The following is a 16,993-nucleotide window of genomic DNA, read 5'->3' as shown; positions in this document are numbered from 1 at the left end:
CCCCCTGGCGATGCTCAAACAAATACCGACCGGCGCCAAAATATTCCTGATCCTCAGCGCCGCATTGCTGCCGCTGGCCGTGATCGGATTCTTCGCCACGTTGAAAAGCACGCAGAGCGCCGACGAGGATGCCCGCGCCAGGCTCAGCGTCGCGACTGCCGAAAGCGGGCGCCGGCTGGCGATCGAGTTGGTCGGCGATATGACCGCGCTGCGCGTTGCCCTCAATGCACTGGAAGCCGATCCCGGCGACGCACCAAGTTGCGCACGCGCCCAGGGCGTGTTCGCGCAGCAGGCTGCCAACGGCACGCGCTTCGCCATCGTCGATCGTCAGCGTCGCGTATTGTGTGGCGCCGCATTGCCGGCCGCGATCATGCCAACCCGCGCGGCCATGGCTGCGCCGATTGCTGTACGCTTGCTGCCGGGCAAGGGGCTGGTCCTGGCGATCCGTGGTGATAGCGACCGGGTTAGCGCCAGCGCATTTTTCCCGGATAGGTTTCTGGCCACGATCGGCCAGCCCAGCGGCTTCGGCCCGCAGTTCGAAGCTGCGCTCGATTCGGCCGAAGATGCGCTGACCCTGGTGGCGCTGCCGCCGCGCGCGGCGCTGGAACGGCGTGAGACCCAGCGCGTCGCATTGGGCATCGGCGATCTGACGCTGCGCATGACGGTGCGCAGCCTGCCAATCTCCTCCCCATTGCTGATCGCCATGCTGCTGCCGATCTTGATGTGGGCCGCAGCCGCCGGGATTAGCTGGTTCATTGTCGATCGCCTGCTGATCCGCCCCTTGCGCCAGCTGCGCAGTGCCGTCGCCGCCTATGTGCCGGGCGAAGTGATCGATCCCGCCGAGGTCCGCGCGCTGCCGGCGCAGGAGATCCGCGAACTCGGCGACACCTTCCGCACGATTACCCGCACTGTGGCAGATCATGAAGCCGGCCTGGCCGAAGGATTGGTGCGTCAGACCAAGCTGACGCGCGAAGTGCACCACCGGGTGAAGAACAATCTGCAGGTCATTTCCAGCCTGATCAATTTCCATGCGCGCGGCGCGAAATCGGTCGAAGCCACGGCGGCTTATGCCGGCATCCAACGCCGCGTGGACGCCCTCGCCGTCGTTCATCGCCATCATTTCGCGGAAATGGAGGAGCATCGCGGCTTGTCCATTCGCTCGGTAATCGGCGAACTCGCGTCCAATATTCGGGCCACCGCGCCCGAAGGATCGGGCAGCCTGGGCATCACGCTCGATGTCGAACCGTTCCTGGTCAACCAGGATATCGCTGTCGCGGTCGCCTTTCTGCTGACCGAGATCGTCGAGCTGGCGATGACCTGTAATGCGGCGGCCCAGATCCGCATCTCGGTGAAGGCCAGCGATACCACCGACCGTGCGGTGGTGCGGATCAGCTCGCCGGCGTTGATCGAAAGCGACGAACTGCGCCAAGTGGTCACGACACGCTACGGGCGCGTGATGGAAGGTCTGTCGCGCCAGTTGCGCTCCAAATTGCATCACGATCCGCTGATCGGCGCCTACGAAATCTCGGTTGCGGTGACCGGTCGCGACTGATTTTCCGCAGTGCAGTCAGATAAAGATCAATAAAATGGATTTGGCAGTTTTTCCTGGGAACCGATCTCGCCAATGTCCGTTTTACTCTTCGGATAGCGACTTTATGCCCCCCCGCTCTCGCTATCCACACCATGGGCCCGGAAGCGCCACCCTCCCCCCCGGAGGCGCTTCCGGGCCCAATTACCTTAAACTGATATTGGTCGCGTCGCAGCCGGAACGATAGTTCGGGTTCGCGCATTTGCCTGTCAGGCAGATACGCCTTTCATCTGGGAGATTTAGAATGCGCAAGATCATGGGAATGGCCGTCGTTGCCGCAGCACTGTTGGTCAGCGCTTGCAACACCATCGAAGGCGCCGGCAAAGACGTCTCCTCGGCTGGTGACACGGTCGCCAAGACGGCTGACGGTTCCAAGTAAGTTGTCTCCGGCACGCCGGATACGCCAGAGGCCCTTTCCACGCTGGAGGGGGCCTTTTTCGTGTCCGGGCCTCTATGATCGAACGGGCGAGTTGAGTGCCATCTCGATGGAGCGCGAGATTGCGCCACCGCGCGCGGGCGCTGTTGATCGTCGCAAGATGAAGTGGCGGTGCTGTCAGTCTAACGCAAACCGCTCTCCACACGATGCATGTCGGTCTTTGAGTGCGATCGTCTAGCTCGCGACCATACTCCACTCAGCCAGGGCGGCTGAGCGGCGTTCCTTGTAGGTCTGCGGTCGACGAGATGGCGTTCAAGATTGAAGTGGTTGTGGACGTTGGCATGGACGCTGGCGAATTTCTGCAGCGTCTTCATTCGTCTGGATCTTAGCATTGCTCGCTCACGCCGTCGGAACGGAAGGTGGCTGTTCTCCACCCGGTTGTTAGCCCAGCGTCCGACCTCCTGCTTCTCGGTATTGCCGAGCTCTTTCATCGCTGCACGGTAGGTACGCAGACCGTCGGTTGTGATCGCCTCAGGGCTACCATGCCGCTTCAGCGCCTTCTTCATGAAGCGCAGCGCTGCCTCCTTGTCACGGGTCGGGGTGATATAGCTCTCCAAGATCTCGCCCTCGTGATCAACCGCCCGCCAGAGGTAGACCATCTCGCCATTCAACTTCACGTACATCTCGTCCAGGTGCCAGCGCCAGTGACGGAAGCCGCGCATTCGCGAGATACGCTGCCGGCGGATGTCGCCTGCGAACATCGGACCGAACCTGTTCCACCACATCCGTACCGTCTCGTGGCAGATGTCGATGCCGCGCTCGAACAGCAGGTCCTCCACGTTGCGCAGCGACAGAGGGAAGCGCACGTACATCATCACCACGAGGCGGATCACCTCGGGTGATGAGTTGAAGTAGCGAAAGGGCTGGCGGGTTTGCGTGGTCGGGGCATGCCGGTGGCCGTACTCGGCCTCGCCTAATGAACGGTGCATTTGCTCTGACAGAGCCCCGCTGAGCCCTCCACACGAGGGGATCGACATGATCCAGAGCCGGACATTAGAGCAGCGCTACCAGCTTCCCAACTTCGGCCATTCGTTCTTATTTTTTGTGGATGGCGTTCGCCGACCTAGGGTAATTGGAAGCTTCTCGGCGGGCCGGGAAGGAAAGCGCCGCGATGACCTCGACCCGTCAATGAACGTTTTGAGCCGCCGTTCCCGCTTTCCAGAACCGGTTATCGGTTCAGCTTCAGAATTCGGTTTTGACATAACCGCCGGCTAGGACGGCCGGCGATTGGCCATGATCTAAAATGCGAACGGGCAAACCGGCGTGATGGGGAGTGCGTTGAAGGCTAGGTCTTCACCCTTCGATCAAGATCCAGATTCGTGTCGCCAGTACGTCCATGCCAAACGGCTTGGTAAGCACGTGCATGCCAGGGTCGAGGTTCCCGTGACTGAGGGCGGCGTTCTCGCGTAGCCAGTAATGAACAGCACGTTTAGGCCCGGACGGACGCTACGCGCAGCATCGGCCACCTGCCTTCCGTTAAGCCCGCCGGGCAGTCGCCGCGGCGCTCGCGATAGTGGTGAAGGCCGAAGCTTTACTAACGCAAGCTAAAGTATCGCGCAGCCGGAAGCGGACGGTTGCCTAACACCACATTTCAGACATTCGCATCTTCGTTCAATGTTTACTGGACTGACTTGGCCTCGACGGATCAATTAGATTGCGGCTTGCGGTTCGATCGGTATGATTCGGCAACGGACGGCGGGAGAGTCGCGTGGCCTTTACGCTTATCGACATTCCACGCGCGATGCGGCGGGAGGGCTGGCAGATTGGAGCGCGGGTGATGGAGCGCTGGTTCGCCGGCGCCGCGCGGATCATGTCGGATGATGAGAAGACCGGGTTGACGCTGCCGCGCGACATTGAAAGCCGCATCGTCACCACCGCATGGTGCCGCAAGTTCGCCCGCTTCGTTGATGCTGAGAACCAGCTGATCGCTACGTGGGCCTTGCCTGCCAGGATGGGGCGGGCCCGGCGCAATCTGACCGACAAGGTTCGTGCGTGGCGCCGCCGCGCCAACGCCGGTACAGCACCGTTTCGCTTCGGTGACCTGTCTGTCGCCGCGGCAACGATTGATCAGACCTGCCAGTTGAACCTGCAGGTCATCGAGTCCTCGCTCCTAGGCGACGCAGACGATTTCTACGCGGCGGTCGGGCGCGGAACGGTCAAGATCGCGGTGGCGGGAAACGCCGTTCCGATTTCTAGGGGGAGGGTGCGGCTGACCATCGATGAGATCGGGACCTATCTGCGCGACACCTACGAGTTCAACGGTGACCAGATGCTGGGAAGCTGGGGACCGGACGGCCTGCGCCGCGCCGCAATCCTAGCACTGTCGATACAGTGGGTGCGAGAATCCGCGAAGGAAGACCAGGCGCAGGCATATTGGTCCGTCAGCAACGGCTCTTTCCAAGGATGGCGAAGGCATTACGGCCGCGGCGGCGACTATGTTATCTTCAGTGACGTCCGGCGGCGGCGGCTTTTGCGGCCGTTCGCCGTGGAGCTTGATGCATGACGCACCGTGTACGCCCAGTCTTGCCGATCGCTATCATTGCTATCCTTTTCGGCGCAATTCCCTATCTCTCCGGCGGCTCGACCGTCTATGCGCGACATGCGGCACCCGATGGACAAGGCGTCGTTGAACTGCTTACCACGGCACGGTGGCGCGCTTGGCAGGTGCGTGATTACGAGATCCCCGTCGTTGCGCGCTTTGTTGAGCCCGACGGCACCGTCGTCGGCCCCACAGCACCGTTCGAACTGGTCGGCAACGCCCAGTTGCGGTGGGACCACGACGGAGTGAGCATCGGGACGGCCGCAACCTACGAGAGGCACAGCCGCCGTTGGTCGGTCGAAGAGTGAGCCGCCGGCAGCTGGGTCCTGTCAGTCCTGAACGGTTAATGCTGTAGCGTGGGCAAGGACCCGCCTTTGGCAGTTAGCGGCCCAATTGCAGACGTTCCCGGGTGGCGTCAGTGTGTCGCGATGGCTAGCGCAACTTCGACGCCCGCTGCGGCGTTTACACCACCATCCATTCGCTCATCTTTGGGTCTTGCGTCATATCAGCCGGCATCGTGCTGCATATATCTGCTGGCGTCGCGCCGTGGATTACCCTGCAGTGTTGACTATGGCCGCCGCTCGTATCGCCCCTACCTGGCCTGTCCGGGAGCAGCGCGCCGCCGGCGATGTGCAAGCGCAGCGTTTCGAATGGCCAGAACGCCAGTTGTCCCGTGTTTATGCCGATGTGAATGATCCCGATTCGAGCGGGCGCAAAGCTGACCGTTGTGCCGCCTGCCGCTGTCTTGGCGTGCAACGTCGCACCGAGCGCCTTAGCCGGCACGTCGCCGGAAACGAGGGCGAAGCCATTCCTGTCGGTAACCAGCTGTTTCTCCGTGCCATCAGCAAACTGCATCGCCACGGTGATGCCGCGCGCCGGCCTCTCATCATCCGGGTCGAAGATCTGGATACCAAGTCCGGCAGTCCGCGAGGCGGGACTGTTCCCGATGGTTTCGTCTGGCGGGACGGTGCACACCGCGGGCAGTGTCGGATCGGCAAGCGCAGGTTATTTGAAGAAGTTTGGCGCCGGGCGGCAGATGTTCGTTTAGCAACTGCTGCACAGAGGCTACGTCGTTCCAGGAATTAAGCCCGCCGTCGCCAACAGAACCACCCAGCCGCACTTCGGTCGCATGTCTCATGCATCACTTCCCATCTGTGGTGCTGCATCATGGCACAGCCGCTCGGCGCGAGCGCCCTCACCTGTGCCGACTGGCACTGTCGGAGTTGCCTCATCTGCGGTAAGCGCGGTTGCGGCGGCAGTGCCAAGCGCGCATACCATCAACGATGGCAGCCGGCGCCCGGTCAATCGATCGGTTTCATCGTGTGGCAGACCATTGACGCCGTCACGCCCTTAGCCGCGGCGATGAAACGGCATTGCGCCCATTGCGGCTTGAGCGGGATCAATAACATTGCTTCGCCTGATAGCGGCAACACGCTCTTGCCATAACGGCACACCAGCGACACCGCCTCGAGGCTCGGCGCGTAGCTGAAGCTGGCCGTGGAAACATTCGGATCACCGTCGATCTCGTCGGCCTCTGACTCATTAAGATTGCCAATCGCGGGATCATAATCTTCCGGGACAATCGTGGCGATCGACGCATCGGTAAGCGGCAACTCGGTCGCGGCAATATTCCCCAACCGCCGCACACCGGCCGGCTTGGCGCTATCTGATCCAACGGTTGGCGGACATTGCCCCACTACGCCCCCACTAGCAGCCCTCATCGATGTGGACGATATCGGCGTGTTCGCGGCGGCCGGACCGGGGCTGGCAAGCGCCAGATTAGCCGATGTCATGTCGGCATCGGTCGCGTGCACCCCCGGCTGAGTATTACCACAAGCAGAGAGCATCACGATGCCGAGCAGAGCCGTGATCGACGAGATCGTGCTCATTTGGTCATCACCACGAAATACTCCTCACCGTCTTTGGTCCAGGACAATCGGTTCTTCACCATTGTGCCGTTAATGTTCCACGCTTTCCTGGATGCGCCACCATAGGCATCAGCCTCGACTGCATAGGCCTTTGTGCTGTCTTGCACGACCTGGCCGTTCCACTGGTTACTCATGCGCACGCCGGCTGTCTTGCTGCGGCTGGCTATGAACGCGCCGTAATCGTCATGCCCGAGATAGATGCCGACATGGGAGCGGCCGGAATAGTCGCTATGGTAGACGTTATCGCGAAGCGTGGCGATCACTGTGCCGACCGGCAGTTCGCCGGGCTTGAAATGGCAGACCTGCGGCCCCCGCCGCCAAGTGCCCGTATAAGGCACACCGAAATATTTCACGAGATGAACGCACTCGCTGATCCCGAAACGGGGTGCGCCGACCGGATTGACTGCAAACGTCCCATTGCGGAATTCGCGGATCTGCTTGCCTTTGAGATCAGTGAAATTCTTGATCACCCAGGCGCGCCCGTCATAGCCGTCAAAGCCGATACGCTGGAAACGCCCGCCGTCCGTGCCCGTCACCACCGTCGGCGCAGCACTGCCCCCCGTTGCGGGACGTGGGGCGCGCGGCGCAGCGAGGCGGGGACGGGGCGCAGGCAACGACGAGCCATTGCCGCCAAACGGATTATGCTCCTCGATCCACGCGCCGGTATCTCGCAACATCTGCTCGAACGACCAATCGCGATAAATCGGCCGCTCCGGCGCTTGGCGCGGTGGCCGCGCCACGCCGTGCAAGGCATTCCAGGTTCGTGGCCCGACGACGCCGTCCGGCGGCAGATGCGCACCAGTCTGAAAGTTGCGCACCGCTTTCTCAGTTTCCGGGCCGAACAGACTGTCAGGTTTCAAGTGCGCGCCACGCCGGCGAAGGTTTTGCTGCAGTTCGCGGACAACTGGCCCGCTTTTCCCACGCGAGATGGTTTGTGGCATAACAAGGTTTCCCAGTGCTTAACGTATCGACGAGCTACGACAGCAATAGTCGTCATGACCAGAGTACCAACCTGCTTCAATAGTGGCTACGAACGAGACGCGCTGTTGATCCCCGTTTTACCCGCGGTGCCGAATTGTTTCGATGCTCGTCACCGATCCTCGATCTCATCGACCGACTTGAACCACACCATATCGGCCTGCCACCCGCGCTCGGCGGCAAGCGAGACGAGCTTGTCGCGCCACGCCGCGTCGCGCGCGCCGAGTGGCGGGGCGACGACGGCGGCGTCGAACGGCCCGGCGCCGCTCAGCAGCAACAGCCCCGACCAGCCTTCATGATCGAGGTCGATCTGCAGACGATAGCGATCGCCGCCGAGATCGGTGATCGGCAGGCCATTGCGCGATTGCTTGACCTGCGCGGCGAACGCGGCGCGGCTGGGAATGAGCATGTCGATTTTGCCCGATGGCTCCAACCCAACCAAGGTGAAATCGCGCGTCGGATCGGCGACGGCGATTCCGATCACCGCGTTGGCGGCTATCGTGCCAGGATAGGCCGAGCCCGGCTGTTGGCGACGCATCTCGAAGCGGCGCTGCGCGACGTTGAGGCGATTGCCGTCGCGCGCGCTGATCTGGCGATAGGCGTCGAGCGCGGCACAGCCGGCCTGGGTGATCGGTGACACTTCGGAGAAGTCCAGATCCGCCTCGGCAATGCCTTGCGAGGCGAGCGCGTGGCTGATCTCGCCCTGCGCCATCGACGGATTGCCCGCGACGCCGGTCAGCGCAATCTTTGGCCGCTTGGCACCGGGCTCGATCCCAGCGATGCGCAGCCAGGTGCAGTTGACCGAGGGCAAAGCTGAGTTGATCGCGTTGCGCGCCACCTCGACCGGGTCGCGCGTCGCCACATTTGCCGTCGGTGCGGCCACGCGCGGCTCCTTGCCCCGCCCCAGCAGGAACACCGCCAGCGCGGCGACGAACGCCAGCACGACGCCACCACCGATCACGATCGGCAACCATCGCGGTGCCGCCTTTACCGGCATAACCGGCGGCGGCGCGTCGATCGCCGCCAGCTCGGCCAATACTGCATCCATCGACGCCAGACGTTGCTCCGGATCGGCGCGCGTCATCTTCTCCAGCAGCGGCCGCAGCGTGTCCGGCGCGGCGGACAGGTCCGGCCCGGCGCGGCGCTTGTCGACCGCATCGACCAGCGACCCGCCCAGCCCGACATCGCGCCCCTTGGCCACGGCCAGGATCACCAGCGCCAGGCTGTAGACATCGGTCCACGGCCCAAGCCGCCGGTTGAAATCGCCCAATTGCTCGGGCGCGACATAGCCGAGCTTGCCGGCGAAGCCGTCGCCGACGATCGTCGCGGTGCCGGGGTCAAGATCCTTGGCAATGCCGAAATCGATGATTTTCGCGCGCGCCAGCTCGCCACCGCCGAGCAGGACGTTGTCGGGCGAAATGTCGCGGTGGATCGCGCCCAGCGCGTGCGCCGCGCGCAGCCCGGAGGCCAGGCGTTGCAGCAATGCGGCAAGCTCGGCCGGCGTGGGCGACAAGGTGCCGAGCACGTCGGACAGGTTGGTGCCGTCGATATATTCGGTGACGATGTAGAGCACACCGAGCTGCGGCTCCTGCGCGAGCACGCGATACTGCACGACCGCCTCATGGTGCAGCCGCGTCAGTGTCTTGGCCTCGCGCCGGAACAACGAAATGACGTTGGGGTCTGCGGCCAGCGACGGCAGCATCACCTTGATCGCGACGCGTTCCTCGGTGATCGCATTGGCGCCCTCGAACACCTCGCCCATGCCGCCGCGCGCGATGAAGCGCTTCACCTCGAAGATGTGGTTGAGGATATCGCCGACCTTGATCCCCTTCGCCGCCGACACGGGCAGCGGCTGGACTGGTGCCGCGGGTTCGAACACGGTGCGATCGGGATTGGCCGCCGGCACGAACACAGTGCGACCATCGTCCTCCCCGCCGATAGCGTCGTCGCCGGTCACGAAAACGCGCCCGGCATGGCAAAGGACAGCAGGGTCGCTTCTTGCACGCCGACCACTAGAGCGGTGACATTGTCCGGCGCACCGCGATCAAGCGTCAGCGCGATCAACTGGTCGAGTGTCGCCTGCCGGTCGCCATTCGACAGCAGTTCCGCGAGCTCGGTATCGGGCACCTGGCCGGTCAGCCCGTCGCTGCATAGCAGGAAAACGTCACCCGGCTCGACCGCATCGACGACGACATCGACCTCGAGCACGCCCTGCACGCCGACCGCGCGCGCGAGCACATGGCCGCGCGGGTGCGATGCCGCCTCGTGCGGTTGGAGCAGCCCGCGATCGACCATCTCCTGCACTTGCGTATGGTCGCGCGTCAGCTGGTGGAGCCGGCCGTCGCGGAACAGATAGATCCGGCTGTCCCCGACCCACAACGCCCCGAAGCGCCGATCGCGGATTAACAATGCGGCGACGGTCGAGCCCATCTGCTGCCCGCGTGCCTGCGCCTCCTGCCAGATCCGCGCATTGCCGGCATGGATCGCGCCGGCGATCGCGTGGCATGCCTCGTCGAACCCGGCGGGCAGTTCGGCCCCGGCCAGCGCATCGGCCAGCGTGCGCGACGCCCAATCGCCGTGCGCGTGCCCGCCCATGCCGTCGGCCACCGCCCACAGCCCGTCGGTGGCGCGGGTGCAATAACTGTCCTCATTGGCCTTGCGCACCATGCCCACATGCGTCGCGACGACGGCTTCGATGCGCAAAGGTGCGTTCATGACACGGTCTCCGCGCGGTACAGCATCGTGGCGATCAGATTGTCGGGGCGGTCGCCCGCGAGCGTTGTGGCAGCAAAGCCTTCGCCGCCCAAAGTCCACCAGCGTGGTGTGCCCTGCCCGTCCGTAGCGTCAGCAAGCGTGGCGACATGATCGAGCAATATATCCGCGGTCCAGCCGCTGCCGATCGCCTCGTACAACAACGCTTCGCACGCGTCCGCCGCCGCCTCGCCGCCACCGCGCAACGCGAGTAATAGCGGAAAACGCCGCCCGGCGCCGTCCTGCGACGGCGTCAGCGACCCAGCCATCGTCGCCGTCACGAAGCGCCACGGCGGCGCGCGATCGTACCAATCGTCGAACGCCAAGCCCGCCGCTTCCCGCGCCGTGGCGAGCGATGCCGACAGCCAGGCATCCAGTGCATCGCGTTCGTCCGGCGCCAAGCCGCGCGACACGAAATCGCCGTGCGCCGGCAGTTTGCCGAACAGCAAGGCGCCGCTCACAACGCGCTCGGGCAACGGAACGACCATAGCCCCCCGCGGCTGAACGGGTTGCGCTCGCTTGGCAGCCCGATCAGCAAAGTTGCGCCACCGCTGCCGGTGCCGAAGCTCGCCTTCATCGCCTGCGGTCCGGCATTCTGCTTCACTGCCTTGTCCATCAGCCGAAACAACGCCCAGGGCCCTTCCGCATCGAAACGCGCAATCTCCGCGCCGGGCGCCGGCTCGCCGCCGGCCGCTGCCGCCGGACCGGGCCGATACAATACCACTGAGGCTTCCGGCAGCCCGCCGCTCGCGGACCACAGCAACGGCTTTGCGCCATTGGTGGCGGGCGTGAAGCGATAGCGCGTGCCGCCGCTCGCCACCTCGACCATGCCGACATCGTTACCGAACGTCGCGACCGAGACCTTGATCGGCAAGCCACCGGCAAGCAGGTCGCGCAGTTCGCCGGCCTTGGCGAACGCCTCGGGGCTCGACGGGTTGAGCGCTGCGGCGATCGGATCGTCGCTGCGCCAGCGCCACACCGGCCCGGTCGTCTCCAGCAGCGGCTTCAACCGCGTCTGCGCAAAGCTATCGATCACGCCGCCCATCCCAAAGACGCGCAGCACGTCAACCATCGCTGCGTCCGCCGGGGCGGCACCGAAGAAAGGGTAGTGCTCCTGGGCAACCTCCCGACATATCGGGAGGACGCTCTGCGCATAGGCATCGGAGACCGCACCAGTCGCCGCGCCGACCTGCGCCGAGGCGCCGCCGCCGGTGGTCGCCGCGACGAAATCGTGCAGTTGCGGCGGCGCGCCCGCCGCCGCTGCCCGCACCGAGGCCATGGCGGTAGCCATCTGCGCCTGCGTCGCGTCCGCCCCGCCGCCGCCGCCAACCGACTGCGCCGCCATCACAGCCTGGCCGGCGGATTTGAGCGCCGCGACGAATTCGTCGACCGGCGCCGAGCCGCGGCCATCGCCGGCATATTCCTGCAGCGGCTGGAAATAGGCGCTGATTTCCTCGCCCGCGTCGAGCCCGGCGGCACGATCGCGCCCCGCCTCCTGCGCGAAGCGGCCGATGCGCGAGCGGTTGAGCCCGTAGCGCGTCGCCCGCGCCACGCCGGCCTTGGCGCCGCCCTCGAACAAGGTGTTCTTGCGCAGTTCGAGCAGCACGCGCTTGAGCGGCGACGGGCTCTTGGTGAAGGCGCCGAACGCCACGGGATCGCGGAAATAGGGGCCGGGCTGGAGCGACTTCAACACGCCTTCCCACGCTGCAATATAATCCTTGGCATAAAGCCCGGCCACGCCTGGGCGGACATTGCTCATCTCGTCGCGCACGCCGCCGGTATCGGCATCGCCGCCCAGTACCCACAGATCACGCTTGAGATCCTGCTGCACCGTCGCCAACCCGACCATATAGGCGCGCTCATAGCCGTCGCGGGTGAAGAAATACGGTATCCGCGTGGACAACACTTGTTTGGGGTTGGCGAAAGCCAGAGCATCGCCCTGCGACAGGATATTGGCGACTTCCCATGGCGCGCCCGCGCTCGCCGCCTTCTGGCGCAGCACAGCATAAGCGCGATCGGCCAGCGACAGCGTCTGCACCGCGGCGCGCGCCTGCACCACCAACTGGCCGTCGAGCGGCGGTTTGCGGCCCGGCCAGACGCTTGCCATGTCGGTATCGCCGAGCAGCGCATCGAGATGTTGCGCGAGCTGTCTGCGCTCGGCCTGGCTGTCCGCGCCAGGGAAGACCTCGGTGGCCCAATCGTTGGTCACCCAGGCGCGCACCGTCTTGGCATCGAGCGGGCCTTGCTGGCCGAGCATGAGATAGACTTTGAGCGGCTCGTACAGGCGCATCGGGTCACCGCCATTGGCCTTCATCGCCGTCTCCAGCCGCAACAGCAATCGCGGCAGCAGCACACGGCGGAGCGCATCACGGTATGTTTCCTCCGCCTCGCGGCTGAGGCCCGACTGGTACAGGCCGAAGGTCATCGCGAGCGGCGGCCCGCCCGAGGTGCGCGCGGCGTACCCGCGTGGGAGCGCGCGCAACGCGTTTAGCCCGGGCAAAGCGGCGCGCAAGTCGGCATCGCCTTCACGCACCTGTCGTAGATCGACCCCGGCATCGCGGAACTGCTGCTCCGCCGCCGTCGTCTGTTTGGCAAGATCGTCCTGGAAACTGCGGTTGCGCGCATAGCTCACGCCCCAGGCGGTCAGCAGCAACGCCCCGACAATGCCGATCGCGCTGACCGCAGCGATCAGCCGCCCGCGCAGACGCGCCTTGGCGCCGGGATCGGTGGTGACCAGCCCGGCCTCGGGGAACATCACTTCGCCGAGCAGGCGATTTAGGAAATAGGCGCGGCCGCTGGAGCCACTGCCGGCGACATGCTGCGTCGGCTGGTCGTACACCTCGGCCATGCCGGCCATGATGCGGTCGAGCGGCGTGCCTTCCTGTACGCCGCTGGTGAGATAGAAGCCGCGCAGCACGCCGCCCGGCTCGTCCCCCGCGACGAACGCGCCATCGAGGAAGCGCATCAGCCGCGCGCGCAGCGAACGAAGCTGCGCCGGCAAGCCGAGCATCAGCGCGCGACGGCGCGGATCGACCTCGTCGAACAGGCGCTTGGCCTGGCGGTCGGCGATCGCCTGGGCCATTTCATCGAACGCGCGCGCCAGCGTTTCGGCATTGGCCTTGCCATCGGCGAAGGTCAGCGTGCTGCCCAGCACCGCGCGGCGCCCCTCGACATCGAGATCGTCGAAATATTCGCTCATGCCGGCGAGCAGATCGGCCTTGGTGAGCACGACATAGACCGGCGCCGCGACTTCCAGCGTGCGGCGCAGCTCGACCAGCCGGCGGCGCACCGCGCGGGCATGCGCATCAATCTTGGCGCAATCGCTGCGGATCAGTTCATCGACGCCGATCGCGACCATGATACCATTGATCGGCTGCAACGGCCGGTGCCGCTTGAGCAGGCCAAGGAACGCGTTCCAGCCGGCGGCATCGATCGTGTGATCCGAATCCTGCGTCGTGTAGCGGCCGGCGGTATCGACCAGCACGGCTTCGTCGGCAAACCAGAAATCCAGGCTGCGCGTGCCGCCAACGCCGCTCACTGCCTGCTCGACGAACGGGAAGCGCAGGCCCGAATTGAGCAAGGCCGTGGTCTTGCCCGCTCCCGGCGGGCCGATGATCATGTACCATGGCCGGGTATACAGATAATCGCGCTTCTTGCCCGCCGCGCCCTTCAGCTTGGCCAGCGCCTCGCCCATCCGCTGCCCCAGCGCGCGGCTCTCGGCATCGGCCGCGTTCGGCCCGGCCAGCTCGGCAGCGATCGCGTCCGCCGCACGTCGCCGCTTACGCAGCCGCAGATAGACCGCGAGCAACCACAGCGCAAAGACGCCAAGCGCGAATGCGACGCGCACCCATACCGGCCGCATCCAGCCGACGAACAACGGCAGCCCGAGCGCCAGCAGCGCCGCGAGCAGGATCGTGCAGGTGATCGTGACCACCCACCAATTGCCGAACAGGACCCGGAAAACCCTGCCGAAAAAGCGCTGTATCGCCCATCTCATGTCAATACCGCCGTGGCACGATGATTTCGACGCGTCGGTTCTGCGATTTGCCCGCTGCGTTGTCGTTTGAGGCGATCGGCACGGTTTCACCCAGCCCCTTGGTCGTGACGCGCGCGGGATCGCTGAGATCGGTGCGCACCAATTTGCCGACCGTCTCCGCACGGGCCTGCGACAACGCCATATTGTCGGGGAATTGCAGCGATCCGACGCGGTCGCTATCGGCATGGCCCTCGATCGTCACGCTGCCCTGTTCCTCCTCGATCGCGCGGCCGATGCGGTGGAACAGCGGCTCGCGCCCGGCCTCCAGCACGTCCGAGCCGGAGCGAAACAATTGCCCCACGGTGGTGCGCACGCGCACGGTCTGCGCATCCTCCTCGACCGTCACCAGCCCTTCGCGGATTTCCGGTTCCAGGAAGCGCTTCAGCTTGCTCGCCTGCGCGCTATCCGCCTGCGCGATCCCGCCGCCGGGGCGTGACAGCGTCAGCCGCTCGGATGGCCGGATCGCGGCCAGCCGTTCGGACGGCGTATCGGCGTTCGACATCAGCAGCAGCTTGAACACGATGAAGGCGAGCAGCAGGATGCCGGCGGCGATCGCCGCGACCAACGCGATGATGCCCCAGAAGCTCAAGCGCCCGAGCGGCGCGTTCTCGCCCTTCCAGCGCGGCGACAGCTTGGTCGCCGAGAGCGAGCGGACGTGCGGCAACGCGCCCTGCAGCCGCGCCATGATCTCGTGCAGCCGCCGCCGCCCGTCGGGCATGATGCGGAATCGCCCCTCGAACCCGGCGGCCAGACTGGCGTGGAACAGCTCGATCAGATCGGCATTGTCGTTCGGCGTGCGCAGCATATCATCGACCAGCTGCCAGAAGCGGTCGCCGCCGATATTCTCCTGGAAGAATTGCACCACCATCGAGCGCCGCGCCCATTCCGCGCCGTCGGTGCCGATGCCGGGCAGGTTCTGCGCCACGTCGTCGGTCGTCGCGCAGACGGCATATTTAGCGCGCTGGCGCTTTTCCTCGGAATAATGCGGCGCGATCGCCTGTTCGAAGCGCGCGATCGCCTGGCTCGCCTGGCGGTGGAATTCGGGCATGGCCAGCCGCACCCGCCCGCTGCGCACCCCGGCGACCAGCGCCAGCACCGGCTCGGCCTCGGCGAGCATGACATTGCGCACGGTGCGCGGCGTGGCCGGCAGCGGCACGTCGTCCTCGGCCAGCCGCGACGGGGCGAGGCCGCTGCCCTGCGGCCCGAGCCCCCCGCGCGACAATGGCGGCGGAGCGCCATAGCCGGGATCCGCGGCATAGCCCGCGGCGGGCGCGAACGGCGAGGTCGACGGGGGGGCCACGCCGCCATTCTGCCGCAAGCCCTGCAACGGCGACGGGCGGAACACGGTCTTGCCGGGGCCGTCACCGTTGCCCTGGCCGTCGCCGCCGCTCATCGCCCGGCCTTCTTCACGCACCACAGCTCCATCTTAAGCTGGGGCCAGTCACCGGCAACATGCAGCCCGAGCGCCGGCGCACTGGCAAAGTCGCGCCAATCGGGCACACCGCGATCGAGCTCGAAATAGACGTAGCCGGGCAGCACGCGGAGCTGTGGTGGCGGGGTCGGGGTGTGCCGCAGCGGCACGCCGGGCAGCGCCGAATCGACGATCTGCCGCATCTTCTGCACCGTCCCGATCTTGGCCACCGAGGGGAACAGCCCGCGGATTTCCTCGATCGGCGAGGCCGCGGCAACCGCGAGGTAGAAATAGCCGGTGACGAACAAATTGGGGTCGGTGATCTTGGAGACGTACGCGCCTGGTCCTGCCTGTTCGAGCGGCAGTTGCACTGCTGAGCGATCGAACATCGCCGACAGCATCGATTGCAGCAGATCGATCACCGGCTCGAAGCAGGTTTGCGGGTTTTCGTGATCGTACCGTGGCAATGGCGGCGGGCGGCGATCGGGGCGAATCAGGGTGGCGAGTTCACCAGCCATTGCAATGAAGTTTTCGTAGAGCCGCTCGGGGTGCACCATCGGCAGATGCTGCAGATGCTGCAGCACCGCCAGCCAGCGGTTGAGCGCCTGGAGCAGCAGGAAGCTGACGAACGTGTCCGAGCCGCCGTCGGTCGCCTCGACCGCGCGCAGCGCCAGTTCCTCGGCGCGCTGTTCGGCACGGCCCGATATGTCGGCCAGCGCGCCGCGCAGCCGCACCGCCGCGGCGACATCCAGCGTCGGCGGGATATAGCGATCGTCGAACATCAGCCGCCGGTTCTGCATCTCGCGCACCCGCGCCAGCCCGAGCGTTACCCGGCCATAAACCTGGTCGCGGGTCACGCCGAAGCGCAGATTGGGCAGGCCGAACTCGATCGGTTCCGAGGTGCGATCGTCAGAGAAGGCGTCGGCGACCTCGAATTCGGAAACCAAATAGCGCGCCTCCAGCGCCCCGCCCTCGGCCTCGCGAAACTGCACCGCGCCGGCCTGCTGCGCCGGCAACGTCAGCGAGACCACCGCATCACGCGCATCGCCGGGCACGTCGAGCGGCGGTGGCGGCGGCAGATCGCCAGGGATCGCAAACGGCGTGCCATCGGGCATCACGCCGGCGGCCCGGACGATGCCGAATTTGCCGAGCGTCGCCAGATCCTCGTCGATCACCAACTCGGTCAGCCCCCACGGCCAGGGCCGCACGGCATCGACCCGGGCGCGAATCTGCTCTTCGAGGAATCGGTCCTGCGCCTGGAAATGCTGCGGGCGGAGAAACATGCCTTCGTGCCAGCCGACACGATTCTTGCCAGCCACTGTCTTG

General features: G+C 65.4%; 14 protein-coding genes and 2 pseudogenes. 5 read left to right on the top strand and 11 right to left on the bottom strand.

From position 1 onward, the window contains the following. The first annotated feature begins 10 nt into the window (after window positions 1-10). Both U1739_RS14635 and U1739_RS14630 read left to right on the top strand, forming a co-directional pair. Window positions 11-1,552, top strand: coding sequence for a sensor histidine kinase (locus U1739_RS14635; protein ID WP_332709516.1), 1,542 nt, complete (start codon window positions 11-13; stop codon window positions 1,550-1,552). A 280-nt stretch (window positions 1,553-1,832) separates the two neighbouring features. After that, window positions 1,833-1,967, top strand: a complete 135-nt coding sequence (locus U1739_RS14630; RefSeq protein WP_332709307.1) for an entericidin A/B family lipoprotein — start codon at window positions 1,833-1,835, stop codon at window positions 1,965-1,967. A gap of 231 nt (window positions 1,968-2,198) precedes the next feature. On the opposite strand, the pseudogene U1739_RS14625 reads toward U1739_RS14630, so the two are convergent. Next, a pseudogene (locus tag U1739_RS14625) lies at window positions 2,199-2,839 on the bottom strand (IS6 family transposase). A 160-nt stretch (window positions 2,840-2,999) separates the two neighbouring features. Here U1739_RS14625 and U1739_RS14620 point away from each other — a divergent pair. Continuing rightward, window positions 3,000-3,239, top strand: coding sequence for a hypothetical protein (locus U1739_RS14620; RefSeq protein ID WP_332709305.1), 240 nt, complete (start codon window positions 3,000-3,002; stop codon window positions 3,237-3,239). A gap of 78 nt (window positions 3,240-3,317) precedes the next feature. Here the strand turns inward: U1739_RS14620 and U1739_RS14615 are convergent. Next, window positions 3,318-3,517: pseudogene (locus U1739_RS14615) on the bottom strand (response regulator); the annotation flags it as partial. A gap of 215 nt (window positions 3,518-3,732) precedes the next feature. Here U1739_RS14615 and U1739_RS14610 point away from each other — a divergent pair. Next, window positions 3,733-4,527, top strand: a complete 795-nt coding sequence (locus U1739_RS14610) for a DUF6402 family protein (protein ID WP_332709304.1) — start codon at window positions 3,733-3,735, stop codon at window positions 4,525-4,527. Next, a complete protein-coding gene (locus U1739_RS14605) occupies window positions 4,524-4,871 on the top strand; it encodes a hypothetical protein (RefSeq protein WP_332709303.1) in 348 nt (115 codons plus the stop codon). The genes U1739_RS14610 and U1739_RS14605 overlap by 4 nt, the downstream gene beginning before the upstream one ends. 154 nt (window positions 4,872-5,025) lie before the next feature. Here U1739_RS14605 and U1739_RS14600 read toward each other — a convergent pair whose 3' ends face one another. From U1739_RS14600 to tssK, 9 genes are all read right to left on the bottom strand, one after another. Beyond that, window positions 5,026-5,538 (bottom strand): hypothetical protein, encoded by a 513-nt coding sequence (locus tag U1739_RS14600; RefSeq protein WP_332709302.1) that lies wholly within the window; start codon window positions 5,536-5,538, stop codon window positions 5,026-5,028. A gap of 326 nt (window positions 5,539-5,864) precedes the next feature. After that, a complete protein-coding gene (locus tag U1739_RS14595) occupies window positions 5,865-6,452 on the bottom strand; it encodes a hypothetical protein (RefSeq protein WP_332709301.1) in 588 nt (195 codons plus the stop codon). Next, window positions 6,449-7,432, bottom strand: coding sequence for a BPSL0067 family protein (locus tag U1739_RS14590; RefSeq protein WP_332709300.1), 984 nt, complete (start codon window positions 7,430-7,432; stop codon window positions 6,449-6,451). Before U1739_RS14590 ends, U1739_RS14595 begins: the two co-directional genes overlap by 4 nt. Window positions 7,433-7,581: 149 nt before the next feature. Further along, window positions 7,582-9,426: a serine/threonine-protein kinase gene (locus U1739_RS14585; RefSeq protein WP_332709299.1), complete on the bottom strand. Its 1,845-nt coding sequence runs from the start codon at window positions 9,424-9,426 to the stop codon at window positions 7,582-7,584. Next, the gene (locus U1739_RS14580; RefSeq protein ID WP_332709298.1) at window positions 9,423-10,184 is read right to left on the bottom strand and encodes a PP2C family protein-serine/threonine phosphatase; all 762 of its coding nucleotides are present in this window, start codon (window positions 10,182-10,184) and stop codon (window positions 9,423-9,425) included. Before U1739_RS14580 ends, U1739_RS14585 begins: the two co-directional genes overlap by 4 nt. Continuing rightward, window positions 10,181-10,696 (bottom strand): type VI secretion system-associated protein TagF, encoded by a 516-nt coding sequence (gene tagF, locus U1739_RS14575; protein WP_332709297.1) that lies wholly within the window; start codon window positions 10,694-10,696, stop codon window positions 10,181-10,183. Before tagF ends, U1739_RS14580 begins: the two co-directional genes overlap by 4 nt. Further along, on the bottom strand, window positions 10,678-14,217 hold the full coding sequence (gene tssM / locus U1739_RS14570; protein WP_332709296.1) for a type VI secretion system membrane subunit TssM: 3,540 nt from the start codon (window positions 14,215-14,217) through the stop codon (window positions 10,678-10,680). The genes tagF and tssM overlap by 19 nt, the downstream gene beginning before the upstream one ends. A 1-nt stretch (window position 14,218) precedes the next feature. Next, window positions 14,219-15,670 carry a type IVB secretion system protein IcmH/DotU gene (gene icmH, locus U1739_RS14565; protein ID WP_332709295.1) on the bottom strand — a complete coding sequence of 484 codons (1,452 nt, stop codon included), beginning with the start codon at window positions 15,668-15,670 and terminating at the stop codon, window positions 14,219-14,221. Beyond that, a complete protein-coding gene (gene tssK, locus U1739_RS14560; protein ID WP_332709294.1) occupies window positions 15,646-16,986 on the bottom strand; it encodes a type VI secretion system baseplate subunit TssK in 1,341 nt (446 codons plus the stop codon). Before tssK ends, icmH begins: the two co-directional genes overlap by 25 nt. Window positions 16,987-16,993 lie beyond the last annotated feature (7 nt).

Source organism: Parasphingomonas puruogangriensis, assembly GCF_036663635.1.
In the GTDB taxonomy this organism is placed as follows: Bacteria; Pseudomonadota; Alphaproteobacteria; order Sphingomonadales; family Sphingomonadaceae; genus Sphingomonas.
Note: the sequence above shows the minus strand (reverse complement) of the source record. Positions and strands in the feature narration are given on the sequence as shown.